At 52.7% G+C, this 24,927-nt stretch carries 25 protein-coding genes and 1 other RNA gene; 10 read left to right on the forward strand and 16 right to left on the reverse strand.

Going from position 1 to position 24,927, the window contains the following annotated elements; all coding sequences use genetic code 11:
- Window positions 1-93: 93 nt before the first annotated feature.
- From tomB to ACLJPQ_RS04095, 4 genes are all read left to right on the forward strand, one after another.
- A complete protein-coding gene (gene tomB / locus ACLJPQ_RS04080; RefSeq protein ID WP_000344807.1) occupies window positions 94-468 on the forward strand; it encodes an Hha toxicity modulator TomB in 375 nt (124 codons plus the stop codon).
- Window positions 469-495: 27 nt separating this feature from the next.
- Complete coding sequence (locus ACLJPQ_RS04085; protein WP_001280991.1) at window positions 496-714, forward strand: HHA domain-containing protein; 219 nt, start codon at window positions 496-498, stop codon at window positions 712-714.
- A gap of 178 nt (window positions 715-892) precedes the next feature.
- The gene (gene maa / locus ACLJPQ_RS04090; RefSeq protein WP_001278793.1) at window positions 893-1,444 is read left to right on the forward strand and encodes a maltose O-acetyltransferase; all 552 of its coding nucleotides are present in this window, start codon (window positions 893-895) and stop codon (window positions 1,442-1,444) included.
- A gap of 116 nt (window positions 1,445-1,560) precedes the next feature.
- Window positions 1,561-2,031: a YlaC family protein gene (locus ACLJPQ_RS04095; protein ID WP_000136183.1), complete on the forward strand. Its 471-nt coding sequence runs from the start codon at window positions 1,561-1,563 to the stop codon at window positions 2,029-2,031.
- Between the two features lie 55 nt (window positions 2,032-2,086).
- On the opposite strand, the gene ykgO is transcribed toward ACLJPQ_RS04095, so the two are convergent.
- Entirely contained in the window at window positions 2,087-2,227 is a 141-nt protein-coding gene (gene ykgO, locus ACLJPQ_RS04100; RefSeq protein ID WP_001197749.1) for a type B 50S ribosomal protein L36, read from the reverse strand.
- A 5-nt stretch (window positions 2,228-2,232) separates the two neighbouring features.
- Entirely contained in the window at window positions 2,233-2,493 is a 261-nt protein-coding gene (locus tag ACLJPQ_RS04105; RefSeq protein WP_000801415.1) for a type B 50S ribosomal protein L31, read from the reverse strand.
- A gap of 224 nt (window positions 2,494-2,717) precedes the next feature.
- Here ACLJPQ_RS04105 and ACLJPQ_RS04110 point away from each other — a divergent pair, with 224 nt between their 5' ends.
- Window positions 2,718-4,268: an EAL domain-containing protein gene (locus ACLJPQ_RS04110; RefSeq protein WP_000213145.1), complete on the forward strand. Its 1,551-nt coding sequence runs from the start codon at window positions 2,718-2,720 to the stop codon at window positions 4,266-4,268.
- 49 nt (window positions 4,269-4,317) lie between these two features.
- Here ACLJPQ_RS04110 and ffs read toward each other — a convergent pair.
- An RNA gene (gene ffs, locus ACLJPQ_RS04115) (signal recognition particle sRNA small type) lies at window positions 4,318-4,414 on the reverse strand.
- A gap of 84 nt (window positions 4,415-4,498) precedes the next feature.
- Here ffs and ACLJPQ_RS04120 point away from each other — a divergent pair.
- A complete protein-coding gene (locus ACLJPQ_RS04120) occupies window positions 4,499-4,888 on the forward strand; it encodes an MGMT family protein (protein ID WP_000961285.1) in 390 nt (129 codons plus the stop codon).
- A gap of 32 nt (window positions 4,889-4,920) precedes the next feature.
- On the opposite strand, the gene ACLJPQ_RS04125 is transcribed toward ACLJPQ_RS04120, so the two are convergent.
- Window positions 4,921-5,490 (reverse strand): YbaY family lipoprotein, encoded by a 570-nt coding sequence (locus ACLJPQ_RS04125; protein WP_000779802.1) that lies wholly within the window; start codon window positions 5,488-5,490, stop codon window positions 4,921-4,923.
- 214 nt (window positions 5,491-5,704) lie between these two features.
- Here ACLJPQ_RS04125 and tesB point away from each other — a divergent pair, with 214 nt between their 5' ends.
- Window positions 5,705-6,565, forward strand: a complete 861-nt coding sequence (gene tesB, locus ACLJPQ_RS04130; protein WP_000084176.1) for an acyl-CoA thioesterase II — start codon at window positions 5,705-5,707, stop codon at window positions 6,563-6,565.
- Between the two features lie 99 nt (window positions 6,566-6,664).
- Here the strand turns inward: tesB and amtB are convergent, their stop codons facing one another.
- The 5 genes from amtB to decR all read right to left on the reverse strand — a co-directional run bounded on the left by amtB (window position 6,665) and on the right by decR (window position 12,579).
- Window positions 6,665-7,951 (reverse strand): ammonium transporter AmtB, encoded by a 1,287-nt coding sequence (gene amtB, locus ACLJPQ_RS04135; RefSeq protein ID WP_000684913.1) that lies wholly within the window; start codon window positions 7,949-7,951, stop codon window positions 6,665-6,667.
- Window positions 7,952-7,982: 31 nt separating this feature from the next.
- Window positions 7,983-8,321, reverse strand: a complete 339-nt coding sequence (gene glnK, locus ACLJPQ_RS04140) for a P-II family nitrogen regulator (protein ID WP_000780341.1) — start codon at window positions 8,319-8,321, stop codon at window positions 7,983-7,985.
- Window positions 8,322-8,533: 212 nt separating this feature from the next.
- Window positions 8,534-10,315 (reverse strand): SmdB family multidrug efflux ABC transporter permease/ATP-binding protein, encoded by a 1,782-nt coding sequence (locus tag ACLJPQ_RS04145; protein WP_080184600.1) that lies wholly within the window; start codon window positions 10,313-10,315, stop codon window positions 8,534-8,536.
- A complete protein-coding gene (locus tag ACLJPQ_RS04150; protein ID WP_001235560.1) occupies window positions 10,308-12,080 on the reverse strand; it encodes a SmdA family multidrug ABC transporter permease/ATP-binding protein in 1,773 nt (590 codons plus the stop codon). The genes ACLJPQ_RS04145 and ACLJPQ_RS04150 overlap by 8 nt, the downstream gene beginning before the upstream one ends.
- Before the next feature lie 40 nt (window positions 12,081-12,120).
- A complete protein-coding gene (decR, locus tag ACLJPQ_RS04155; protein WP_000884593.1) occupies window positions 12,121-12,579 on the reverse strand; it encodes a DNA-binding transcriptional regulator DecR in 459 nt (152 codons plus the stop codon).
- 112 nt (window positions 12,580-12,691) lie between these two features.
- On the opposite strand from decR, the gene cdsH reads away from it, so the two are divergent.
- A complete protein-coding gene (gene cdsH, locus ACLJPQ_RS04160; protein ID WP_000987851.1) occupies window positions 12,692-13,747 on the forward strand; it encodes a cysteine desulfhydrase in 1,056 nt (351 codons plus the stop codon).
- A gap of 48 nt (window positions 13,748-13,795) precedes the next feature.
- Here the strand turns inward: cdsH and cof are convergent, their stop codons facing one another.
- Complete coding sequence (cof, locus tag ACLJPQ_RS04165) at window positions 13,796-14,614, reverse strand: HMP-PP phosphatase (RefSeq protein WP_000113040.1); 819 nt, start codon at window positions 14,612-14,614, stop codon at window positions 13,796-13,798.
- Window positions 14,615-14,713: 99 nt separating this feature from the next.
- Between cof and ACLJPQ_RS04170 the strand changes: the two genes are divergently transcribed.
- Together ACLJPQ_RS04170 and queC are read left to right on the forward strand one after the other, a co-directional pair.
- Window positions 14,714-16,414 (forward strand): SgrR family transcriptional regulator, encoded by a 1,701-nt coding sequence (locus ACLJPQ_RS04170; protein ID WP_001238174.1) that lies wholly within the window; start codon window positions 14,714-14,716, stop codon window positions 16,412-16,414.
- A 64-nt stretch (window positions 16,415-16,478) separates the two neighbouring features.
- Complete coding sequence (queC, locus tag ACLJPQ_RS04175) at window positions 16,479-17,174, forward strand: 7-cyano-7-deazaguanine synthase QueC (protein WP_000817201.1); 696 nt, start codon at window positions 16,479-16,481, stop codon at window positions 17,172-17,174.
- 105 nt (window positions 17,175-17,279) lie between these two features.
- Here the strand turns inward: queC and fadM are convergent, their stop codons facing one another.
- The 6 genes from fadM to clpX form a co-directional block, all read right to left on the reverse strand.
- The gene (gene fadM, locus ACLJPQ_RS04180; RefSeq protein WP_001194543.1) at window positions 17,280-17,678 is read right to left on the reverse strand and encodes a long-chain acyl-CoA thioesterase FadM; all 399 of its coding nucleotides are present in this window, start codon (window positions 17,676-17,678) and stop codon (window positions 17,280-17,282) included.
- Window positions 17,679-17,781: 103 nt separating this feature from the next.
- On the reverse strand, window positions 17,782-18,156 hold the full coding sequence (locus tag ACLJPQ_RS04185) for a helix-hairpin-helix domain-containing protein (protein ID WP_000680322.1): 375 nt from the start codon (window positions 18,154-18,156) through the stop codon (window positions 17,782-17,784).
- Window positions 18,157-18,305: 149 nt separating this feature from the next.
- Window positions 18,306-20,177, reverse strand: coding sequence for a peptidylprolyl isomerase (ppiD, locus tag ACLJPQ_RS04190; RefSeq protein WP_000969434.1), 1,872 nt, complete (start codon window positions 20,175-20,177; stop codon window positions 18,306-18,308).
- A 290-nt stretch (window positions 20,178-20,467) separates the two neighbouring features.
- Window positions 20,468-20,758: a nucleoid-associated protein HU-beta gene (gene hupB / locus ACLJPQ_RS04195; RefSeq protein ID WP_254888479.1), complete on the reverse strand. Its 291-nt coding sequence runs from the start codon at window positions 20,756-20,758 to the stop codon at window positions 20,468-20,470.
- 190 nt (window positions 20,759-20,948) lie between these two features.
- A complete protein-coding gene (gene lon / locus ACLJPQ_RS04200; RefSeq protein WP_001067723.1) occupies window positions 20,949-23,303 on the reverse strand; it encodes an endopeptidase La in 2,355 nt (784 codons plus the stop codon).
- A 185-nt stretch (window positions 23,304-23,488) separates the two neighbouring features.
- Complete coding sequence (gene clpX, locus ACLJPQ_RS04205) at window positions 23,489-24,760, reverse strand: ATP-dependent protease ATP-binding subunit ClpX (protein WP_193627505.1); 1,272 nt, start codon at window positions 24,758-24,760, stop codon at window positions 23,489-23,491.
- Window positions 24,761-24,927 lie beyond the last annotated feature (167 nt).

The following is a 24,927-nucleotide window of genomic DNA, read 5'->3' on the forward strand; positions in this document are numbered from 1 at the left end:
AATCATAAGGTGACGTGGGAAGTACCAGGTTAGTTAGTTGTATCCATCCCGAAGGTGTTCGGTTAGTTTAAGCCACTAAAAAGGGGATGCATTATGGACGAATACTCACCCAAAAGACATGATATAGCACAGCTTAAATTTCTTTGCGAAACCCTGTATCATGACTGTCTTGCAAACCTTGAAGAAAGCAACCATGGCTGGGTTAATGACCCGACCTCAGCAGTCAACCTGCAGCTCAATGAGCTGATAGAGCATATTGCAACTTTCGCGCTTAATTATAAAATTAAGTACAATGAAGACAATAAATTGATTGCGCAGATAGATGAATACCTGGACGACACCTTTATGTTGTTCAGCAGCTATGGTATTAATACGCAGGATTTGCAAAAATGGCGTAAATCGGGCAACCGCCTGTTCCGTTGTTTCGTCAACGCCACCAGGGCTAATCCTGTTAGTTTGTCTTGTTAAAAATTATTACAATCATAGGTAGAATTTATGTCTGATAAACCATTAACTAAAACTGATTATTTGATGCGTTTACGGCGCTGTCAGACAATTGACACTCTGGAGCGCGTCATTGAGAAAAATAAATATGAATTGTCCGACAATGAGCTGGCTGTATTTTACTCAGCTGCGGATCACCGTCTTGCAGAATTGACGATGAACAAACTCTACGACAAGATCCCCTCTTCAGTATGGAAATTCATTCGTTAATCACGCTACATTACTTTTTAGAGAACACGCAGGTGTTATCTGCCTCCTCGTTCTGGCTAATAACACAACGGGCCATTATAGAACAGTGATATAGATCACATACCAATAGCAGGGAACGTTCCCTCTAATACTCTATTATTGCTTCTATTGCGATAATATCCATCAAGGGGAGCGCGCGATGAGTGACGAAAAACAAAAAATGATCGCTGGGGCACTGTATTGCCCGACCGATGAAACTTTATGCCAGGATCGACTGCGGGCGCGTCAACTCATCCATCAATACAATTATACTACGCCTGATGAAATAAATAAGCGTCAGGCGATTTTACGCGACCTGTTGGGTCGATGCGAAGACGCCTATATTGAACCTTCCTTCCGTTGCGACTACGGCTATAATATTTTTCTTGGTCACTCCTTTTACGCTAACTTCGACTGCGTCATGCTTGATGTTTGCCCAATTCATATTGGCGATAATTGTATGCTCGCGCCAGGGGTACATATCTATACCGCCACGCACCCGCTGGACGCCGTCGAACGCAACAGCGGCAGAGAATTAGGTAAACCCGTCACTATCGGAAATAACGTCTGGATAGGCGGACGAGCCGTCGTTAATCCTGGCGTAACCATCGGCGATAACGTCGTCGTCGCTTCAGGCGCTGTGGTGACAAAAAACGTACCGCCAGACGTCGTGGTAGGCGGAAATCCGGCGCGAATCATTAAAAAATTGTAGTCAAAATGATAACTGTTATGCTAATTCGTGGTTAATCTGTTACTTTTTTCACGTTACACCTCCCTTTAAAATGGGCTGTTACTACCCCTATGTCGCAGAAATCATGAAGGCAAAAGATGACAGAGATACAGCGCCTGCTTAGCGAAACTATTGATGACTTAAACGTCCGTGAAAAACGCGATAACAGGCCGCGTTTTAGTATCAGTTTTATCCGCAAGCATCCTGGGTTATTTATCGCGATGTATGCAGCCTGGTTTGCGACGCTGGCGGTCATGCTGCAATCAGAAACGCTGGTGGGGTCAGTGTGGCTGTTAGTGGTGTTATTTATCGCATTTAATGGCTTCTTCTTTTTCGACATCGCCCCGCGTTATCACTATAACGACATCGATGTGCTGGACCTCCGGGTCTGTTACAACGGCGAATGGTACAACACCCGCTTTGTTCCCCCCACGCTCATTGAGACGATTCTTCAGTCTCCACAGGTGGATAATGAACATAAAGTCCAGCTGCAAAAAATGGTTGCCCGTAAGGGCGAACTTTCCTTCTACGATATTTTTACGCTGGCCCGCGCAGAAGCCAGCCGGTAATAAAAAAGTGCGCACCCTCCCTGGTACGCACTGCTTTCCCTGAACCGTTGGTTTTTTAACGTCTTTTTTTACGCCCCTGAACCGCCTTAAAACGCGGATTTGTTTTACAAATCACGTATAAGCGTCCTTTGCGTTTGACTATCTGGCAATCCGGATGCCGTTGTTTTGCATTGCGAAGTGAGTTTAACACCTGCATTTCATTTACCCCCGTTTAGCGCCGATAAAATGACCAAAACGTTTCTGGAAGCGTGCGGCGCTACTTTCGCTATCAAACGTTTTCTGTCTACCGGTATAAAAAGGATGCGATTTTGATGACACATCAATAGTGACATACGGATATGTCACGCCGTCCAGTTCGATTTCACGTTCAGTTTTGATAGTTGATCCCACTTTCACATATTCATTTGCGCTGGTGTCGTGAAATACGACGGTGCGGTATACAGGATGAATATCAGGTTTCATTGCGTCCTCTCAATTATGTTATAACATAACAATAAAATACGCTATCAACGCTCCTTTTTCAACCGGTAAACATTCACGATCTCTTCCTGGCGGCAAAAGCAACGTGGCGTAACGCGTTAGTCTGGCCCCTGTATCTGTAAAATCGATAAAATAGCTTTATCATTCGAGGGCGCGATTTACGATCGGATATACTTTCTCTACGCTGTGTTTATAAGGACATCACTGTGACAACACGACATCTGGTCAGCCTGGTAACGGGAGTGCTTATCCTGTCTGTCCTTTTCCCGATAGGATTGAGCCTGTGGCTGGCGCACCGTCAAGTTGAAAAAAGGTTTAACGAAGAGCTGGATATCTTCTCGTCCCGGGTGGCGCTACGTACAGAAAGGGTCAGTGACCAGGCAAAAGCCGCGTTAACGCATATTGCCTCCTTTAAAGGCGAGCCCTGCAGCAGCGCCCATTTACTCGCCATGCGCCGCGTGTCTTATAGCTTTCGGTATGTCCAGGAAGTTCTGTATCTTAAAAATTCGATTCCCGTTTGCTCCTCACTTGAAAAAGAGAGCCATATTCCCGCGTTCCCTCCGCCCATGAAAATCACTCGCGACGGTTATCGCGCCTGGTTTACGGCGCAAAACGATCTGGGTATAAAACGCTATATGGCGGCACTCGGGAGCGACAGCTATATCGTGATGATCGACCCGGCGTCCTTTATCGATGTGATTCCGTTTGGCGCATGGCCGATTGACGTCGCTATTATTGGCCGGGAACGCAATACTGTGGTTGCCAGCAGCGGTAACCTTGACCCCGCTATTCTTCCGCTCATTCACCATGAGACGCCCCTACGGCTGGAAAACCGAGGCATTCAGTATGCTATCCACCCCTTTCCGGAAATGGGCATTACTATCGTAAGCTGGGCACCGACCGCTCCGCTGGAAAGGAGCTGGTATCGACAGGCGTTTATCTGGCTACCGGCGGGCATCGTAACGGGTCTGCTGGCCGCGGCCTTTATTCTGCGTATTTTGCGTCGGCTACAGTCGCCCCGCCACCGTCTCCAGGATGCGATAGACAATCGCGAAATTAACGTACACTATCAGCCTATTGTCTCCCTGAGCAGCGGAAAAATTGTCGGTGCCGAAGCTTTAGCTCGCTGGCAACAGGCGGACGGCACCTTCCTTTCGCCGGAAATTTTTATCGCGCTGGCTGAACAAACCGGGCTCACGGAGCCGCTAACCCGGCTAATCATCGAAACCGTTTTTGAAGACATGGGGAGTTGGTTAAAGTCCCATCCCGAACAACATATTTCAATCAATCTTGAGGCATCCGATCTGGCGTCGGAAACGTTGCCGACGCTGTTAAGCACGCTGCTGAACCGTAGCCAAATTTCTCCGTCGCAAATCGCGCTTGAATTAACGGAACGCGAGTTCGCCGATCCGAAAACCAGCGCGCCCATTGTCGCCAGATACCGTAACGCGGGACATTCCATTTATATTGATGACTTTGGCACCGGCTATTCCAGCCTCAGCTATTTACAAAATCTGGATGTGGATGTCCTTAAAATTGATAAATCTTTTGTCGATGCGCTGGAATATAAAAACGTCACGCCGCATATTATTGAAATGGCGAAAACGCTCAAACTCAAGATGGTCGCAGAAGGCATCGAAACGACCAGGCAAGAACAGTGGCTACGCCAGCATGGCGTACATTATGGTCAGGGCTGGTTATACAGTAAGCCCCTACCCGCTACGGCATTTATTCTTTGGGCGGAACAGCGGCTATAACGTCGCACAGCAGAAAAGAACAGTGTGGAGAGGCACAAATGGGTGGGGGCCCTGCCAGCTACATCCCGGCACACGCGTCATCTGCCTTGGCTGCTTCCTTCCGGACCTGACCTGGTAAACAGAGTAGCGTTGCGGGAGAACCAACAGAGCCCCCATTGAGAGCGTTGTGAACCAACGCGCAGGCGCATTATCACTGCTATATCGTGCAATTGCAACCCATCAGGCATCGGATGCTGGTTTCTTGCGCATCCGGGCTTTCCTCCCCCCTTATTCCAGATTATCCTGAAGCATTAACGCAGGATTCTATTATGGATATTCAGGACACATTTCCTCAACGCGTCTGGCAAATCGTCGCTTCGATCCCGGAAGGATTTGTCACGACCTACGGTGATGTCGCCCGGCTTGCCGGTTCGCCTCGGGCAGCGCGTCAGGTCGGCGGAGTTTTAAAACGTCTGCCGGAAGGCAGCACTTTACCATGGCATCGGGTGGTGAACCGCCACGGCGCAATATCACTTACCGGGCCGGATCTACAGCGGCAACGTCAGGCATTACTGGCGGAAGGCGTGGTGGTGTCGGGAAGCGGACAAATCGATTTACAACGCTATCGCTGGGTGTATTAACCCTCTCCGTAACGGAGAGGGTTGGCGCAGGATTAATACTGGGTAGGCGCAGGAACGGCAGAAGACGGATTGACCTGGGTCGGCGAAGTCGATGGAACCGTCGTCGTCGCACCGCCGCTGGCCTGCACAGGCACCGCCGTTTGCTGTACCGGTACCAGCGTCAGATCCGCTTTAGTGCCGCCATTATTAATCACCGGTTTCACGCTATCGGTAATAAATACCAGCTTATTGTCAACGGTGATGGCCGCGCTCAGGAGAATACGCGCGTTAGGTTGAATATCTGATGGGTTAAACGGCAACACAAAACTGAAAGGCGCCTGTTTACCTTCGGTACGTACCGCTTTTTGCGACAGCACCTTAGACGGCGCATCAGCCAGCGAAGCATCTGAAAGCGTCACGGTCAGCACCGCATCTGGCGGCAGAGCGACCTTCTGGCGGATCCAGACGGTACCGGAAACATTGGGTTGCTGAATAGTAGACTGGTTAGCTGTAATCGACATGTTAGGGTTTGGCGCAGGCGTCTGGATATCAGCGCTTTTATCAGCGCAGGCCGCCAGAGATATCGCAACCGCTAAACCACTTACGATGTGCACGAGTTTCATTCAATTCTCCTTATCATCAATGCACCAGCAGGCCTTTCCCCCCGCCGGAAGAGTGGTTAACAGAAACATAACGTGATTAAGTGTGGCACATGTCACTCATTTTTGCCTGGAATTGGTCTGTTATTCAGACTTTTGTACCCATCGGACCACTTGCAAAATTGCGTTATACTCTGCCCTACCTCGCTTCGGCATCGTTGTCACCTGGAGAGTATGTATGAGTCAGACACTGAATAATTTGCTGACATTATTGAATCTGGAAAAAATTGAAGAAGGACTCTTTCGGGGCCAAAGTGAAGACTTAGGGCTGCGCCAGGTATTTGGCGGTCAGGTGGTGGGCCAGGCACTCTATGCCGCCAAAGAAACGGTGCCGGAAGCACGACTGGTGCATTCATTCCACAGTTATTTTCTGCGGCCAGGCGACAGCCAAAAACCCATTATCTATGACGTAGAAGTGCTGCGCGATGGGAATAGCTTCAGCGCCCGCCGCGTTGCCGCTATTCAGAACGGGAAACCCATCTTTTACATGACCGCCTCATTCCAGGCGCCGGAACCGGGTTTTGAACATCAAAAAACCATGCCGACGGCAGTCGGGCCGGAAGGACTACCGTCAGAAACGGAAATCGCGCAATCGCTGGCGCATTTACTGCCGCCGATTCTGAAAGAAAAGTTTCTCTGCGATCGCCCGCTGGAAATTCGTCCCGTCGAATTTCACAATCCGTTGAAAGGTCACGTCGCCGCGCCTGTGCGTCAGGTATGGATTCGCGCCAACGGCACCGTTCCGGATGACATTCGCGTCCATCAATATTTACTGGGATATGCCTCTGACCTGAATTTCCTTCCCGTCGCGCTTCAGCCTCACGGCATCGGTTTTCTGGAAAAGGGCATTCAGATCGCCACTATCGATCACTCTATGTGGTTCCATCGCCCGTTCAATTTTAATGAATGGCTACTTTATAGCGTAGAGAGCACTTCCGCCTCCAGCGCCCGGGGCTTTGTTCGCGGCGAGTTTTATACTCAGGATGGCGCGCTGGTCGCTTCAACCGTGCAGGAAGGGGTAATGCGTAATCACAATTAAAAAACATGCCGCTATGCGGCGTTAATGGCCTGATGACGCTGCGCTTATCCGGCCTACGGTAAACTGGATAAGCGCAGCGCCATCAGGCATGTTGCGCAATCACGCGTTATACGCATTCTCGCCGTGACTGTTCACATCCAGCCCCTCGCGCTCCTGCTCTTCCGGTACACGCAGTCCAACAAGGATATCCGCCAGTTTGTAACCAACAAACGCGACAACGCCGGACCAGACGACCGTAATAGCAATACTTTCCAGCTGTACCATCACCTGATGTCCCATCGTAACGCCGTCGACAAAGCCAACGCCGCCCAGCGAACTGGCGGCAAAAACGCCGGTCAGGATACAGCCGACTATTCCGCAAACACCGTGAACGCCAAATACGTCGCACGGATCATCTACCCGTAACAGACGTTTAAGCATGGTAACTCCCCACAATCCCGCCAGACCGGCAATAACGCCGATAACCAGCGCGCCGCCAACGCCAACATAGCCACAGGCTGGCGTCACGCCGACCAGACCGGCAATCGCGCCGGAACACGCTCCCAGCAGGGAAGGCTTACCGCGTAGCGTCCACTCGCCGATAATCCACCCCAGAATCGCGGCGGCGGTCGCCACCACGGTGTTCACAAAGGCCAGCGCTGCTATCTCGTTTGCGCTACCAGCAGAACCCGCGTTAAATCCAAACCAGCCGATATACAGAATCGCAGTACCGGTAAAGACCATCGGCAGGTTATGGGGTTTAAATGCTTCTTTCCCAAAGCCGACGCGTTTGCCAATTAAATAAGCCCCCACCAGCCCGGCGATAGCGGCGTTAATATGCACCACCGTACCACCGGCAAAATCCAGCGCGCCGTGAGCAGCCAGCAGGCCGCCGCCCCACACCATGTGCGCAATCGGGATATAAGAGAGCGTGAACCATACCACGACAAAAATCAGCACCGCCGAAAAACGAATACGCTCCGCCAGCGCGCCGACAATCAGCCCGACGGTAATACAGGCGAAAGATCCCTGAAACGCGACATGAATATACTGATAAATCGTACCCGTTACCGCCGTCAACACGATATTCTTCAACATCGCCCCATCGGCATTACCGAAGAAATGATTCCCTTCGCCAAAAGCCAGCGAATAGCCGTACACCACCCATAAAATACAGACCAGCGCAAAGGTGACGGTCACTTGCGTTAACATTGACAGCACGTTCTTGGCGCGAATTAATCCGCCGTAAAACAGCGCGATACCCGGTATCGTCATGAACAGCACCAGCGCAGTGCAAATCATCATAAAAGCACTATCCGCTTTATCGGCAACCGCCGGCGCGGCTATCGTTAGCCCAGGCAGCAGCGCCAGTGAAGCCAGTGTGGTTTTTATCATCGCTATCTTCATTTTTTCATTTCCTGTTGCTGTGTGGCGGGTCTTACAGCGCTGCTTCGTCAGCTTCGCCGGTACGAATCCGAATAACGCGCATGAGCTCCGCGACGAAAATTTTGCCGTCGCCAATTTTTCCGGTGTAAGCCGCTTTACTGATGATATCGATCACCTCTTCCAGTTGGTCGTCGGCGATAGCCACATCAATTTTGACCTTCGGCAGGAAATTCACGCTGTACTCCGCGCCGCGATACAGTTCGGCGTGTCCTTTCTGACGGCCAAACCCTTTCACTTCGGTGACGGTCAGTCCCTGAATGCCAATGGAAGAAAGCGCCTCCCGCACGTCCTCCAGCTTGAACGGTTTGATAATCACGGTAACCAGCTTCATAGAACCCTCCAGTCAGAATTAGGTAACGGCTGCCGCCGCGCATGGACTCTTCAGGATGGATATTGCAAAGGATGTGCCAGAAGCTGGCGAGCGAGGAAAAGCGCGGTTAGCGGCGCGTCTTTATATTGACGCGCCCCAAAATCGAAGCAGGGAAAGAAAAACGCACCACGACGGTGCATAATGGGCGCGGTTTTGCCCTGTGGCGCCAAACCTTACGCCGCAGGGCCGGATTCTTCGTGTACGCTGGCGGCTAACTCCTCGCCAACTAACTGTAATTGATACATTTGCCAGTAGCGCCCTTGCGCCGCCAGCAATTGTTGATGCGTCCCGCGCTCCACCGCCTGGCCGCGATGGAGAACCAGAATGGTATCCGCCTCCACGATTGTCGATAGCCGATGGGCAATAACCACCAGCGTGGTGCGCTCGCGAATCGCCGCCAGCGCCTGCTGTATCGCCTGCTCAGTGCCGGAATCGATGCTGGCCGTCGCTTCATCAAGAATTAATATTTGCGGGGCGTCAACCAGCACGCGCGCCAGCGCCAATAGCTGTTTTTGCCCGACGGACAGCGTATTTCCCTGCTCGCCGAGATGCGTATGCAGCCCGTCGCTCAGGCCGCGCGCCAGATCTGCCAGTTGTACCGTTTCCAACGCCTGCCACACCTGCGCCTCGGAGACATCGCGCCCCAGCGTCACATTAGCCAGAAAGGTATCCGCCATCACTACCGGGTCCTGTTGAACCATCGCCACGCCCTGGCGTAAAACGCGATGATTAAGAGAGGCGATTTCTCGCCCATCCAGCCGAATTTCGCCTTGTGTCAGGGGGTAATACCCCATTAATAAGCTGGCGAGCGTGCTCTTCCCGCTGCCGGTGTGCCCCACCAGCGCCACAAAGCTACGGGACAGTACTGATAGCGTAATGTCCTGTAAAACAAGATTATCGTCGCGGTAAGCAAACGACAGATGATCAATATCAATCGCCCCGCTTTGTAACGGCCTGTCGTCGCTGCCATAGCGCTGGCGCGGGCGATCCATCAGTTCAAAAACACGCTCTCCCGCCACAACCGCCTGCTGTAGCATGGATTGCTGGGTGGTCAGTTCAATGAGCGGCTCGTTCAGACGTGACAAATAGCTAATGAACGCATACAGCACTCCGACCTCAATCGTGCCGGCAGACGTAAAGCTGAAAAGCATCAACAGACCGCACAAAATGAGCGCAGAAAAGAGGCTAAGCAGCGGACGCAATAAAAAGCCGTCTAAGCGCAGCGTCTGCATCCGCGCCATGTAGTGCGAGCGGCTGGCCTCGCCCATGCGTTCGCCGAAGCGCGCCTGCTGGCGAAACTGCTGGATTACGCTCATCCCGTTGATGATTTCGTTAAAGCCGTCGTTAATATCCGCCAGGTATGCCCGCACGCGGCGTACAATCGGCGTGCTGTAGCGCTGATAAATGACCATCACGGTCAATACCGCCGGAAAAATCAAAATCGCCACCAGCGCCATCCGCCAGTCAAGGCTGAACATGGCGACCAGCATGGCGCCGATCAACGCCGCGCTACGTAATACCGTTGCGACGACCGTGACGTACAGATCGCGGATGACTTCCGTATCGTTGGTCACGCGTGAAATTAATTGTCCGACAGGCTGCGTGTCGAAGGCGCTTAGCGGCTGGCGCAAGGCGGCATCCATGACGTCCGTGCGCAAGGACTGAACCACGCCAACGGCCGCCCGGTTAAATAATAAAGACTGGGCGTAATGCAGACCCGCCGCCAGAAACTGTAGCCCCACATAGGCGGCCGCCAGCCCCGCGACCTTGCCCAACGGTAAATGGTGGCGGGCCACCATGTTATCAATGAAATAGCTGATCAGCAGCGGACCGCTAACCTCCGCCGCCGCCGCAATCCACAGCATCATCACCGCGACAGAGAGCGGTTTTCGCCATGGCGAGCCATACGCCAGCAACCGTTTCAGCGTCGGCCATAGCTGTCCAAAACTACGCATTCACCGCCTCCTCGCCGCGTTCCGGCGCGTCATCCAGAGCGGCCTCCAGTTGCTGATAGCGATACATATCGCGATACCAGCCAATCTGCTGCGCCAGTTGATCGTGATCGCCGCGCTGAACAACATGACCATGTTGCATAACGATAATTTCATTGGCGTCGGTCAGCGCGGATAAACGATGCGCGCTGATGATGACCGTACGCCCTTCGCCCCACTGGCGCAAATTATGCAAAATCTGATGCTCCGTGCGGCCATCTACTGCAGAAAGCGCATCATCAAGAAGCAGAATTTCCGCATTCAACAGCAGCGCTCTGGCAATCGAGATACGCTGTTTTTGCCCACCCGATAACATGACGCCACGTTCGCCTACCTGCGTGTCGTAGCCCTGAGGCAAACGGAGAATATCCTCATGTACGCTGGCTAAACGCGCCACCTGTTCAATCTCCTCCTGAGTCGCCTCCGGGCGTCCGAGCGCAATATTATTGGCAATAGAGTCCGAGAACAAAAACGGCGTCTGGCTGACGACCGCCAGTCGGCTACGCCAGCTATCCAGTTGCAGATGCGTCAACGGCATGTCATGGAATCGGATCTCTCCCTGCGTCACATCAAAATGGCGCTGGATAAGCGACAAGATTGTGCTTTTCCCCGCGCCGGTCGGACCGCATATCCCCAGCATCTGACCCGGTTTAAGACGAAAGTTCACATTCTCCAGCGCCGGATGCGTCGTTTGCGGATAGCAAAACTCACGAATGGCCGCCGTCAGTTCGCCGCGCCCCGCCGGGACCGGCTCTTCGCCATCCTTAACTACCGGCGCTTCCGCCAGCATGGCGCGGATGCGGCTGTAAGCGGCGCTACCCCGCTCCACGATATTAAACATCCAGGCCAGCGCCAGCATCGGCCAAATCATCAACCCCAGATACATCATAAAGCTGGTGAGTTCGCCCAGCGTCAGGCTGCCGTTAACCACCATCCAGCTTCCGCCGCTAATCGCGAGCAGGTTCGCCATGCCAATGGCGATGTAAATGGTTGGATCAAAACGCGCGTCAATACGCGCCACGCGCATATTTTTCTTGCCGGTATCTTCGGCATCCGCCGCAAACAGCGAAGACTGGCGGTCCTCCAGACCAAACGCTTTGATCATGCGGATGCTGGTCAGACTCTCCTGCGTGCGGTCGTTCAGGCTGGAGAAGGCGGCCTGCGCCAGTTTGAAATAATCATGCAGCCGATCGCCGTAACGTTTGATCATCAGCGCCATAATCGGCATCGGCAACAGCGCTAATAGCGTTAGCTGCCAGCTAATTTGCGTCGACATGACAATCAGTACCGCGCAGCCCATTACCAGCGAGTCAACCAGCGTCAGAACGCCCTCGCCCGCCGCAAATACGACGCGATCCACATCATTCGTCGCACGCGCGATAAGATCGCCCGTCCGATGGCGCTGATAAAATTCGGGATGCTGACGACTCAGCTGGCGATAATAATCTTCACGCAGTTCGACGGCTAATTGATAAGAAGCGCCAAATAGCAGCACGCGCCAGACATAGCGCAACAAATAGACCACTACGGCGATCAGGGCAATGGTGCCAATCCACATCGCTATTCGGCCTGGAGTAAAATGCTGTGCGGTTACGCCATCCACGACAATCCCCACCACTTTGGGCGGGATCAGCTGAAGCATCGCAATAAGCATAAGCAGGGCCACCGCGCCAAGATAGCGACGCCATTCCCGGCGAAAGTACCAGCTTAATTGAGCAAATAATCGCACGCGTTATTTCCTGATATGATTTCCGGCAATACCGGGAGAATTATTCAATGGGCAGAGAGGTGGTGTACTTAATCTGTTCCATCGCAAAACTGGAGGTGACGTCTGACAGTCCTGGGACGCTATTGACCAGACGTTTATAGAAGTCGTCATACCGCTTCATGTCGGCCACCTGAACTCGCATCAGATAGTCGTATTCCCCCGCCATTCGCCAGAAGCCAAGCACTTCCGGCATCTCAGAGACGACGGTCACGAACCGACAGTACCATTCACTGCTGTGGTGCTGCGTTTTTATCAACACAAAAGCGGTTAATCCCAGGCCCAGTTTTTCCGGGTCCAGCAGCGCGACCCTGCCAAGCAGGATACCGTCATCTTCCAGGCGTTTAAGCCGCTTCCAGCAAGGCGTTGTCGTCAGATTAACGGCATCCGCCAGCGCCTGCAAAGAGAGGGTACAGTCCTGCTGCAATAAGCAAAGCAGTTTACGGTCAATTTTATCTAACATACCCACTCCATAGAGAATATTTTTCTCCTTACATTGTAATTTAAAGGTCAAATAGCAACAATTTTTTCCGTACTTTTCGCTACTCTTGGCACAAAATGATAAATGGATATTAATGATGAGTAGCAATTGGGTTAAAAATGCCATTAATGAAATTAACGCTGACCACCAGCGCTCGGCGGATACGCATCTTATTCGTTTGCCCCTGTCGGCATTTCCAGGTATCCAGCTTTACCTGAAAGATGAAAGCACGCATCCCACCGGTAGCCTCAAGCATCGTCTGGCGCGCTCGCTGTTCCTTTATGGGCTGTGCAATGGCTGGATTAAAGAAGGCACTCCGATTATTGAAGCGTCATCAGGCTCAACGGCGATTTCCGAAGCCTGGTTCGCGCGTTTACTGGGACTGCCGTTCATCGCCGTCATGCCCGCCTGTACCGCAAAACGTAAAATCGAACAGATTCAATTTTACGGCGGCCACTGTCATTTTGTGGAGAGCGCCTGCGAAATTTATGCCGCCTCCGAGCGGCTGGCGCATGAACTGAACGGTCACTATATGGACCAGTTTACCTACGCAGAACGAGCTACCGACTGGCGGGGCAACAATAATATTGCCGACAGTATTTTCCGCCAGATGCGCAACGAACCCCATCCGGTACCGCGATTTATCGTCATGAGCGCCGGAACGGGCGGAACCTCTGCGACGATTGGGCGCTATATTCGCTGCCAGGGCTATGATACTCAGCTCATGGTGGTGGATCCGGAAAATTCCGTCTTTTTACCTTACTGGCAGGATCGCGACGCTTCATTACGCAGCCCGGTGGGCAGTAAGATTGAAGGAATTGGTCGTCCGCGAGTAGAGCCTTCTTTTATTCCGGATGTCGTGGATGAGATGCTGCGCGTGCCGGACGCCGCCAGCGTTGCCACCGCACACTGGCTGGAAACGCAGCTAGGCCGTAAAGTCGGCGCCTCTACCGGCACGAATATGTGGGGAGCGCTGCAGCTTGCGGCCCGGATGCGCGAGGCTGGAGAAACCGGCGCTATCGTGACGTTATTGTGCGATAGCGGCGATCGCTATCTGGATACCTATTACCATCCGTCCTGGGTTAGCGACCATATCGGCGATTTGACGCCGTGGTCAGCGGCCATCGAAAAATTACTTACCGGCGACTAGAAACAAAAAAAAGCCAGACTGAATGTCTGGCTTGCTGGAAGAGATCTCTCATTCGGGGGAATAAGGTAGATGCGGATTGTCCAGCCAATGCGTCAAAAAGTGTGATACCGCTTGATTACCACAATGCCCGATAACCGAAAGGTGTGGCAGCGCGGCGATAAGCTGCGGCATGGCATTGCCCATAATGAGCCCCCGCCCGACGCTGCCCAGCATTTCCCGATCGTTCATCGCGTCGCCAAACGCCATGCAATCTGCCAGTGAAAGCCCTAAATGGTTGCTCAATACCGCCAGCGCCGATCCTTTATTGCACCCCAGCGGTAGCACTTCCAGGCAGTCGACGGCAGAGAAACAGAGGTGCGCGCGTTCTTCCAGCGCCTCATTGAGCTGAATGCGCAAACGGATCAGATCGTCATGATCGCCGCAAAAACAGATCTTCGTCACCTGATGGGCCGGAATACTTTTTATATCGATAACCTGATAACGAAAGCCGCTGTAGACGTGCGCCTGGAGTAGCGCGGGGATCTCCTGGCCTGTAAACCAGCCGTTGTCATTAAACACATGCATACTGGCTCGGGTATCCCAGGCATGATGCATCACCGTATCGGCAACCTGAGGATCGAGATCCTGACGATGCAGCACGTCGCCTTCCAGCGAGTGAATTCGCGTCCCGTTACCGGTAATAAGATAAGCATCCAGTGAAAGCGTCCCCAGAATATGCCGCATCTCCAGCACGTGACGACCCGTAGCGAATGTCAGAGTGATATCGCGTTCGCGCAGACGCGACAGCGTGGCGATCGTTTCTCTACCCAAATGGTGATCGGGCATTAATAACGTGCCATCCATATCAAATGCTGCCAAACGGGCCATCTCTTTCTCCACACTGTGACGCGGTTAACTTGTTGTTCAGTATTACCTGAGATATACGGAAGTAATAGTGAACAGATAAAAGGAAGTGTTCCGGGTTTTATGAGGCTACTGAATCGGCTTAATCAATATCAACGCCTCTGGCAGCCTTCCGCCGGGGAAACGCAACATGTCACCGTTAGCGAACTGGCCGAACGCTGTTTTTGTAGCGAGCGCCATCTGCGAACGCTGCTGCGTCAGGCCCAGCAGGCGGGTTGGCTAAGATGGGAGGCGCAGTCCGGGCGCGGGAAACGTGGACGGCTCCAGTTTCTGGTCACGCCGGAATCGCTCCGCACCGCCATGATGGAACAGGCGCTGGAAAAAGGGCAGCAGCTCAACGTACTGGAACTGGCGCAGCTGGCGCCGGGCGAGTTACGGGCGATGCTCCAGCCTTTTATGGGCGGCCAATGGCAAAACGATACGCCGACATTGCGTATTCCCTACTATCGTCCGCTTGATCCGCTGCAGCCGGGTTTCCTGCCAGGCCGCGCGGAACAGCATCTCGCAGGGCAAGTTTTTTCCGGGTTAACGCGCTTCGACCGCGACAGTCAATATCCTTGCGGGGATTTGGCGCATCACTGGAAGGTTTCCGCCGACGGTTTACGCTGGGATTTTTATATTCGCTCCACGCTGCACTGGCATAATGGCGATGCGGTGGATACCGCGCAGCTACACGAACGCCTGGAAAGGCTGCTTACCCTACCCGCGCTAAGCAAATTGTTTATTAGCGTCGCACGGATCGAAGTAACGCATCCTCAGTGCCTGACCTTTCTCCTTCACCGACCTGATTACTGGCTGGCGCATCGTCTGGCGAGCTATTGTAGCGGTCTGGCGCATCCTGACCTGCCGCTTATCGGCACCGGTCCTTTTCGCCTGGCGTTGTTCACGCCGGAACTGGTGCGTCTGGAAAGTCATGACCATTATCACCTCAGCCATCCGCTGCTGAAAGCGATTGAATTCTGGATCACCCCGCAACTGTTTGCCCAGGATCTGGGCACCAGTTGCCGCCATCCGGTGCAGATTGCCATCGGCAAACCGGAAGAGCTGGCGACGCTGAGTCAGGTAAGTAGTGGTATCAGCCTGGGCTTTTGTTATTTAACCCTCAAAAAGGGCTCACGGCTCAACGTACAGCAGGCGCGGCGTCTGATACATATTATCCATCATACTTCGCTGCTGAAAACCTTGCCGGTAGATGAGAACTTGATTATGCCAAGTCAGGGGCTGCTACCCGGCTGGACAATCCCGCAATGGCAGGACGTTGATGAAACGCCATTGCCGAAAAAACTTACCCTGGCGTATCACCTTCCCGTAGAGCTGCATACGATGGCGGAACAGCTTCGACATTACCTGGCGACGCTCGGCTGTGAGTTAACGTTGATTTTTCATAATGCCAAAAACTGGGATAACTGCCCTGCGTTGGCGCAAGCGGATCTGATGATGGGCGACAGGCTGATCGGCGAAGCGCCGGAATATACGCTGGAGCAGTGGCTACGTTGCGATCAGATCTGGCCACATGTCCTTGACGCGCCTGCGTTTTCCCATCTGCAGGCTACGCTTGACGCTCTGCAAATTCAGCCCAATGAAAAAGATCGCCGCGCCGCGCTACAACAAGTTTTTGCCAACCTGATGGATGACGCCACACTTACGCCACTATTTAATTATCACTATCGCATCAGCGCCCCACCGGGCGTTAACGGCGTTCGACTCACCCCTCGCGGCTGGTTTGAATTTAGCGAAGCCTGGCTTCCTCCGCCTTCGCCGTGAAGAAGCTGGTCGGGATTATCCGTACGCGTTACCATATTGGCTTTCGTCATTGATCAGGATAACTATGAAACGCGCCGTTGTTGTATTTAGTGGAGGTCAGGACTCCACCACTTGTCTGGCGCAAGCGCGGCATCAGTATGATGAAGTGCATTGTGTCACGTTTGATTATGGTCAGCGCCACCGCGCAGAGATTGATGTCGCGCGCGCACTGGCGTTAAAACTTGGCGCACGCGCGCATAAAGTGCTGGATGTCACTTTGCTGAACGAACTGGCGGTCAGCAGCCTGACGCGGGATAGCATTCCGGTGCCGGACTATGAACCGAACGCTGACGGTATCCCCAATACTTTCGTACCGGGACGCAATATTCTCTTTCTGACGCTGGCGGCGATTTACGCTTATCAGGTCAAAGCCGAAGCGGTGATCACCGGCGTTTGCGAGACCGATTTTTCCGGCTATCCAGACTGTCGCGATGAGTTCGTCAAAGCGCTGAATCACGCGGTGAATCTGGGCATGGCGAAAGATATCCGTTTCGAAACACCCTTAATGTGGATTGATAAAGCTGAAACCTGGGCGCTGGCCGATTATTGGGGCCAACTGGATTTAGTTCGCGAAGAGACGCTGACCTGCTATAACGGCATTAAAGGCGATGGCTGTGGTCATTGCGCAGCCTGTAATCTGCGCGCTAACGGCCTGAATCATTATCTGTCGAATAAAGCGGCGGTGATGGCGGCGATGAAGCAAAAAACCGGGTTAAGGTGATTGTTTTGCTGGATGGCGGCGCACGCGCCTTATCCGGCCTGGCGATATGCACCATGGTCAATATCGCCAGGCCGGACAAGTTCAACGCCATCAGACTGCGAAGCGTTATTGCACCATCTGTTCCAGCTTTTCACGCAATTCGCCTTCCAGCGGCAGCGCTTTTTGCGTTTTTAAATCAATACAAACAAACGTGATGAGCGCATCGGCCACCACCTGTCCTTCTGGCTCCAGCGTAATCGTCTGGCTTAATACGCCGCTTTTACCGTTAAGCTGTTGTACCTGGCTGGTCACGGTCAGTAGATCGCTCAATACCGCCGGACGACGGTAATTTATATTGATGTTTACCACCACAAAGGCAATATTGCGGGCCGTCATCCACTGAAAGCTGTCGCTGTTTTCCAGCCCATCCCAACGGGCCTCTTCCAGAAACTCCAGATAGCGGGCATTATTAACATGTTGATAAACATCAAGATGATATCCACGAACTTTGATTTGTGTTTGCATAGCGCAATAACCTTACGTTGTTGTTATAAGTAAACGACAAGTACAGAGGTCATAACTGGTATGACCTCTACAGTCTGGCAAATTTTGGCCACTGTGCAAGTGATTACAATGTTAAAACTGCCAGATTACGCTCCACCAGCGCGCTTCCCATTCCCGGCACCTGCTTTAAATCATCCACCGTTTTAAAAGGACCATACTCCTCCCGATAGCTCACAATAGCCTGCGCTTTTTTCAGCCCAACGCCGTTCATCACCCGCGCCAGATCCTCCGCAGACGCGGTATTAATGCTCACCCTGGTACCTTCATCATCGCTGGCTTTAGCAGGTAATGCCGCTTTGGCGGAGGATGAAGAAGGCGTATCCGCTTTTGTTTCCACCGCTGCATTTTTTGCGACAGGCGTCGCCGCCAGCGCGCTATGGGCCATGCCCGCGCAGGTTAAAGAAAGCGTAATAAGCAGTGCTTTAATTCCGTGTTTCATACTGTTTTCTCCTTGTTTGTTAACAGTGCAGCCACGATAGCGGGGCGGAGAAAAACGAACAAACGGCAATTCTCAGAAATGGAAAAGGCCGCGAAAGCGGCCTTTGTGGGATACAACGTTTTGCAATTTTTTGCGAAGCGCCTCGACGATTACTGCTGTTCCAGAGCGTCGCCGATTTTGATTTTCGCCTCTTTACGCAGATTGCTCATCAGCGCCTCAAAGACAATTTGCGCATTGTTCTGCGTGATGCCCTGCACCATCGCTTTTTTCTGCGCTTCCGGCATGGCGCCCGCTTTCACCTCGTCAAACGCCAGCAGAACGACGTTACCCTGCATATCGTTCGCCACGCCATAAACTGGCTTATCTTTCGTCGGAAGGCTTAACGCAAAGGCCGCCTGACTCACCGGATCCTGACTGGTACGACTTAACGTTTTAGGCTCGCCAAAACTCAGACCCGCCGCTTTCATCGCTTCCGCGCCTTTGCCCGCTTTCAGCTCGACCAGCAGTTTTTCCGCATCCAGCTTCGCCTGTTGTTCCGCTTTGTTATGCTTCACCAGGGCAGTGACCTGTTCTTTCACTTCTGCCAACGGCTTCACGGCTTCAGGTTTATGTTCGCTCACGCGCACAACAAAAGCCCGGTCGCCATCTACGGTGATAATGTCTGAATTCGGCCCCGGCGTACCGTTTTCGCCTACCAGGCCGCCATTAAAGATAGCATCGGCTACCGGTTTGAAGTTCAGCTCTTCCGGTAAGGTGTCACGGCTAAACCAGCCGGTTTCAACCGCTTTTACGCCAGCGACCTGTTCAGCGCCTGCTAACGACTCATTGTCGTTGCTTGCCGCATCGCTCACCTTCTGCTGCAACGCATAGTAAGCATCCAGCGCTTTTTCTTGTTTCACTTTCGCGGCAATGTCGTCGCGAACCTCGCTTAACGGTTTCACTTTGGCAGGCTGAATATCATCCAGACGCGCCACCAGAAAACCGACAGACGACTTAATCACGCCAGATATCTGACCTTTTTCTTTTAATCCGGCGTTTTTCAGTTCCGGCACCGTGGCAGACTCTTCCAGCCAGCCCATATCGCCGCCATTACGCGCAGAGATGATATCGGTGGATTTCTCTTTCGCCAGCGTGGCGAAATCTTCGCCCTTGTTCAGCGCATCCAGTACCGCTTTCGCATCATCTTCCGTTTTGGTCTGAATAATGCTGTAACGAATGCGCTCCGGCTGAGTAAACTGATCTACATGCTGGTCATAATAGGCCTGAATATCCGCATCGCTGACCGGTGCCTGCATCGTCGCGGCATCCAGCTTGATATAGCTTACGCGGAACTGTTCCGGCGTCATAAAGCGGACTTTATTCTGATCGTAGTAGCTGGACACTTCCTGATCGGTCACCTGCTGCTTCGCCGCCAGCGCGTTGACATCAATAACGGCTTCACGCACCACGCGCTGTTGAGAGACTAATGCCGCCAGTTCGTCGGTTTCCCCTTTCAGCATAAAATCAGTACCGGCCACGCCGTTGATCAGTTGCTGAGTGGTAAGCTGGTTACGCAGCGCCTGAGCGTACTGATCGGCGGTCATTCCCATCTGATTCACAATCGCGTTATAGCGGTTGTTGTCAAACTTACCGTCCACCTGAAAAGCGGGAGTGGCGAAAATCGCCTGCTTTACCTGCTCATCGCTGATGCCCAGTTTCAGTTCGCGGGAATATTGATCCAACAGCGCTTCATCTATCAGACGATTCAGCACCTGCTGGCGCAGGCTTTTCATGTAACCTTCGTTGGCCGCCAGTTCAGAATACCTGTCGCCCAACTGCTGCTGCATACGGTTACGTTCGTTATTAAACGCATTCTCAAACTGTGCCCGGCTGATTTCCTGGCCATTCACTTTTGCGGCGTAGTTATTGCTTCCGCCAATCAGGTAACCACTAACGCCGGTCAAAATGAACGACACGATAATGATAACGAAAATAATCTTGAGCACGAGACTGTTTGCAGCCGTGCGTAAGCTGTCCATCATGGTGTAACCACACTCCGCTGTAGGTGACTTTACACTTTATCTTTCAGGCGGTTTCTCCGCTGGCTACCGAGTGATTCGCTCAGTCGCCGCGTCGACGCAACCTGAATGATTTGCGTATAGAGACTTCACGCGCATCGCATTTTCTGAACGCGGCGCACAAAAGCCTATTGTGACAAGAAACGAGGGCAATTGTCAGCCCGCAACGCACAGAAAGTCCCGAATCGCCAATAAAAAAGGCACATCAGTTGATGCGCCCTTGTACTTTGTCACATCCCCCGAGGGGATCACGCTTAGTTTACCGCGTCTTTCAGCGCTTTACCTGCACGGAAACTCGGCACTTTGGCAGCGGCGATGGTGATCTCTTTACCTGTTTGCGGGTTGCGACCAGTACGGGCAGCACGCTCTTTAACAGCAAAAGTACCAAAGCCTACCAGTGCAACGTCATCCCCTTCTTTCAGAGATTCGGTAACAGAAGCAATAATCGCATCTAACGCACGTCCAGCCGCAGCCTTAGAGATATCAGCCCCTGCAGCAATTTTTTCGATCAGTTGAGATTTATTCACTCTTCTCTTCCTCTTTATAATTTATATCGCACCTGAATCCTTCGAAGTACGACCGCGCAGCAGTTATATCAGGCCTGCCACGCCCTTACAACACCCGTTAATGGTGGCAGACCCAATCAACCATCTAAATTAGCTATACAAAAAAAGGCTGGCAAGTCCGAAATAGCCTGCCAGCCCTGTTTTTATTAGCGCTATTTGCGCGAGGTCACTATTTTGCGGTTACAACCTGCATTCCAGACGGTTCGTTTTGCAGAGCAAGCGTCAGAACTTCCTCAATGCGCTTAACCGGGTGAATATCCAGATCGGCAATCACGTTGTCCGGAATCTCCTCCAGGTCACGTTTATTTTCGAACGGAATTAAGACCGTTTTAATCCCGCCGCGATGCGCCGCCAACAGTTTTTCTTTCAGGCCGCCGATCGGCAATACCTGACCACGCAGCGTGATCTCGCCGGTCATTGCCACATCTGCGCGCACCGGATTACCGGTCAGGCAGGAAACCAGCGCGGTACACATCGCGATACCGGCACTTGGACCGTCTTTCGGCGTTGCGCCTTCCGGCACGTGAACGTGGATATCGCGTTTTTCGTAAAAGTCCGGATTAATACCCAGTTTTTCCGCGCGCGCGCGCACCACGGTCAGCGCCGCCTGAATGGATTCCTGCATCACTTCACCGAGCGAGCCGGTGTAGGTCAGCTTGCCTTTGCCCGGTACGCAGGCGGTTTCGATGGTCAACAGATCGCCGCCCACTTCCGTCCACGCCAGGCCCGTCACCTGACCTACGCGGTTTTCGCTATCCGCGCGGCCATAATCAAAGCGCTGCACACCGAGGTAGTCGTGCAGATTATCGCCGTTAATTTCGATATGTTTTAACGACTTATCGAGCAACAGTTGTTTAACCGCTTTGCGGCACAGTTTGGAGATTTCACGCTCCAGACTACGCACGCCCGCTTCACGCGTGTAATAGCGGATAATACCGATAATCGCGCTATCGTCGACCGTCAGTTCGCCTTTCTTCAGCGCGTTACGCTCGATCTGCTTCGGCAGCAGGTGACGTTTAGCAATATTCAGCTTCTCATCTTCGGTATAACCGGACAGACGGATCACTTCCATACGATCCAGCAGCGGCGCCGGAATGTTCATGGAGTTGGAGGTGGCGACGAACATCACATCGCTGAGATCGTAATCCACTTCCAGGTAATGATCGCTGAACGCCACGTTCTGCTCCGGATCCAGCACTTCCAGCAGGGCGGAAGCCGGATCGCCGCGCATGTCAGAAGACATTTTGTCGATCTCATCGAGCAGGAACAGTGGGTTTTTAACCCCCACTTTGGCCATTTTTTGGATCAGTTTACCCGGCATAGAGCCAATGTAAGTCCGGCGATGACCGCGGATTTCCGCTTCATCACGCACGCCGCCCAGCGCCATACGGATGTATTTACGCCCTGTTGCTTTAGCGATGGACTGGCCCAACGAGGTTTTACCTACCCCCGGCGGCCCCACCAGACACAGGATCGGCCCCTTGATTTTATTTACACGGCTTTGAACCGCGAGATACTCAAGGATGCGGTCTTTCACGCGCTCCAGACCATAATGGTCAGTATCGAGGATTTCCTGCGCCTGACGCAGGTCTTTTTTGACCTTGCTACGCGCATTCCACGGCACCTGCACCATCCAGTCGATGTAGCCGCGCACCACGGTCGCTTCCGCCGACATCGGAGACATCATTTTCAGCTTCTGCAGTTCCGCTTCCGCTTTCTCTTTCGCCTCTTTCGGCATTTTCGCCGCGTCGATCTTACGCTTCAGCGCTTCGTTTTCGTCCGGCGCGTCGTCCATCTCGCCAAGTTCTTTCTGAATCGCTTTCATTTGCTCGTTCAGATAGTACTCGCGCTGGGATTTCTCCATCTGCTTTTTCACGCGGTTGCGAATGCGTTTCTCAACCTGCAGCAGATCGATTTCAGATTCCATCATCGCCATCAAATATTCCAGACGTTCGTTAACGTCGGACATCTCCAGTACGGACTGTTTATCCGCCAGTTTCAGCGGCATATGCGCGGCGATGGTGTCAGCCAGACGTGCAGGGTCGTCAATGCTATTGAGTGACGTCAGCACTTCCGGCGGAATTTTTTTGTTCAGCTTGATGTAGCCTTCGAACTGGCTGATAGCGGTACGCACCAGCACTTCTTGTTCTCGCTCATCAATGGCTGGCGAATCAAGGTACTCCGCCTTCGCGGAGAAATGTTCGCCGTTGTCAGACAGCGCGGAAATACGCGCGCGCTGTAACCCCTCGACCAGCACTTTTACGGTGCCGTCAGGCAGTTTCAACATCTGCAAAATAGAGGCCACGGTCCCGACGGTGAAAAGATCGTTTACACCCGGCTCATCCGTTGATGCTTCCTTCTGGGCGACCAGCATGATTTTTTTATCATGGTCCATAGCCGCTTCCAGACAACGGATAGATTTTTCCCGCCCTACAAATAAGGGTATGACCATGTGCGGATAAACCACCACATCGCGCAACGGCAATACGGGGATTTCAATGCGTTCAGAACGCTCAGGATTCATAGAGCTCTCTCTTAGTTTAGTGTCCGCCAGGTAATCAGATAGTATAGCTGTGCTCCATACCACCTATAACATGTACGTCAGTATATGGGGATGTTTCCCACACATTCAACGGCGTGTTTACAGGAAAAACGAAAGGGGAGATAAAATCCCCCCTTTTTTGGCTAACTGATTGTATGAATGTTTAATTATTCGCCAGAAGCCTGCGCTTCCGGTTTGCCGTAAATCAGCAACGGCTTACTCTGACCGGCAATAACGGACTCGTCGATCACCACTTTTTCGACGTCTTCCATAGATGGCAAATCGTACATGGTATCCAGCAGCGCCGCTTCGACGATAGAACGCAGACCACGGGCACCGGTTTTACGCGCCATTGCTTTCCTGGCGATAGCGTCCAGCGCTTCGTCACGGAATTCCAGATCGACGCCTTCCAGGTTAAACAGCGCCTGATACTGCTTGGTCAGCGCATTTTTCGGCTCTTTCAGGATTTGAATCAGCGCTTCTTCGCTGAGTTCGTTCAACGTCGCCACCACTGGCAGACGACCGATAAACTCAGGAATCAGACCAAATTTGATCAAATCTTCCGGTTCAACCTGCGACAACAGCTCGCCTTCGCTGGCTTTGTCGGACTTCACTTTCACCGTCGCGCCAAAACCAATGCCGGAGCCGGTTTCAACACGGTTAGCGATCACTTTATCCAGACCGGCAAACGCGCCGCCGCAGATAAACAGAATCTTAGAGGTATCTACCTGTAAGAACTCCTGCTGCGGATGTTTGCGACCGCCCTGCGGTGGAACCGCGGCGACAGTGCCTTCGATCAGTTTCAGCAACGCCTGCTGTACGCCTTCGCCGGAAACATCGCGGGTAATGGACGGATTGTCTGATTTACGCGAAATCTTATCGATTTCATCAATGTAGACAATCCCACGCTGCGCTTTTTGCACGTCGTAGTCGCATTTCTGCAACAGTTTCTGAATGATATTCTCGACGTCTTCCCCCACGTAACCCGCTTCGGTCAGCGTGGTCGCATCCGCCATAGTGAACGGCACATCCAGCAAGCGCGCCAGCGTTTCCGCCAGCAGCGTTTTACCGGAACCGGTCGGTCCAATCAGCAGAATGTTGCTTTTGCCTAACTCGACGCCATTGCTGGTATCGCCGTTACGCAGACGCTTGTAGTGGTTATAGACCGCCACCGCCAGCACTTTTTTCGCCTGCTCCTGGCCGATAACGTAATCGTCCAGGTGGGTACGAATTTCATGCGGCGTCGGCAGCGCACTACGTTCACGGTGCGGAGCAACTTCTTTAATTTCTTCGCGAATAATGTCGTTACATAAATCGACGCATTCGTCGCAGATATACACGGATGGACCGGCAATCAGCTTGCGCACTTCATGCTGGCTTTTGCCGCAAAAAGAGCAGTACAACAATTTGCCCGAGCCATCTTTGCGTTTATCTGTCATGAGTCAAAACCTCTTCTTTGTTCTTTGTGCCGCACACGACGACGCAAATGCCATTCTCAGGCGCAAGCCGCTAATCAGCGTTGTGCCGCCCTTCATTAGTATATACACAAAATCATTCGAGCTACATCAAGGCGGCAACTCAGCGACTCCGCAGGCGCTTACATAAG

The organism is Salmonella sp. SAL04213 (genome assembly GCF_046550535.1).
In the GTDB taxonomy this organism is placed as follows: Bacteria; Pseudomonadota; Gammaproteobacteria; order Enterobacterales; family Enterobacteriaceae; genus Salmonella; species Salmonella enterica.

Excerpts from the sequence above, each read along its gene's own strand:
- tomB (WP_000344807.1), top strand. The coding sequence starts at position 94 with ATGGACGAATACTCACCCAAAAGACATGATATAGCACAGCTTAAATTT.
- ACLJPQ_RS04085 (WP_001280991.1), top strand. The coding sequence starts at position 496 with ATGTCTGATAAACCATTAACTAAAACTGATTATTTGATGCGTTTACGG.
- maa (WP_001278793.1), top strand. The coding sequence starts at position 893 with ATGAGTGACGAAAAACAAAAAATGATCGCTGGGGCACTGTATTGCCCG.
- ACLJPQ_RS04095 (WP_000136183.1), top strand. The coding sequence starts at position 1,561 with ATGACAGAGATACAGCGCCTGCTTAGCGAAACTATTGATGACTTAAAC.
- ykgO (WP_001197749.1), bottom strand. The coding sequence starts at position 2,227 with ATGCAGGTGTTAAACTCACTTCGCAATGCAAAACAACGGCATCCGGAT.
- ACLJPQ_RS04105 (WP_000801415.1), bottom strand. The coding sequence starts at position 2,493 with ATGAAACCTGATATTCATCCTGTATACCGCACCGTCGTATTTCACGAC.
- ACLJPQ_RS04120 (WP_000961285.1), top strand. The coding sequence starts at position 4,499 with ATGCTGGTTTCTTGCGCATCCGGGCTTTCCTCCCCCCTTATTCCAGAT.
- ACLJPQ_RS04125 (WP_000779802.1), bottom strand. The coding sequence starts at position 5,490 with ATGAAACTCGTGCACATCGTAAGTGGTTTAGCGGTTGCGATATCTCTG.
- tesB (WP_000084176.1), top strand. The coding sequence starts at position 5,705 with ATGAGTCAGACACTGAATAATTTGCTGACATTATTGAATCTGGAAAAA.
- amtB (WP_000684913.1), bottom strand. The coding sequence starts at position 7,951 with ATGAAGATAGCGATGATAAAAACCACACTGGCTTCACTGGCGCTGCTG.
- glnK (WP_000780341.1), bottom strand. The coding sequence starts at position 8,321 with ATGAAGCTGGTTACCGTGATTATCAAACCGTTCAAGCTGGAGGACGTG.
- ACLJPQ_RS04145 (WP_080184600.1), bottom strand. The coding sequence starts at position 10,315 with ATGCGTAGTTTTGGACAGCTATGGCCGACGCTGAAACGGTTGCTGGCG.
- decR (WP_000884593.1), bottom strand. The coding sequence starts at position 12,579 with ATGTTAGATAAAATTGACCGTAAACTGCTTTGCTTATTGCAGCAGGAC.
- cdsH (WP_000987851.1), top strand. The coding sequence starts at position 12,692 with ATGATGAGTAGCAATTGGGTTAAAAATGCCATTAATGAAATTAACGCT.
- cof (WP_000113040.1), bottom strand. The coding sequence starts at position 14,614 with ATGGCCCGTTTGGCAGCATTTGATATGGATGGCACGTTATTAATGCCC.
- ACLJPQ_RS04170 (WP_001238174.1), top strand. The coding sequence starts at position 14,714 with ATGAGGCTACTGAATCGGCTTAATCAATATCAACGCCTCTGGCAGCCT.
- queC (WP_000817201.1), top strand. The coding sequence starts at position 16,479 with ATGAAACGCGCCGTTGTTGTATTTAGTGGAGGTCAGGACTCCACCACT.
- fadM (WP_001194543.1), bottom strand. The coding sequence starts at position 17,678 with ATGCAAACACAAATCAAAGTTCGTGGATATCATCTTGATGTTTATCAA.
- ACLJPQ_RS04185 (WP_000680322.1), bottom strand. The coding sequence starts at position 18,156 with ATGAAACACGGAATTAAAGCACTGCTTATTACGCTTTCTTTAACCTGC.
- ppiD (WP_000969434.1), bottom strand. The coding sequence starts at position 20,177 with ATGATGGACAGCTTACGCACGGCTGCAAACAGTCTCGTGCTCAAGATT.
- lon (WP_001067723.1), bottom strand. The coding sequence starts at position 23,303 with ATGAATCCTGAGCGTTCTGAACGCATTGAAATCCCCGTATTGCCGTTG.
- clpX (WP_193627505.1), bottom strand. The coding sequence starts at position 24,760 with ATGACAGATAAACGCAAAGATGGCTCGGGCAAATTGTTGTACTGCTCT.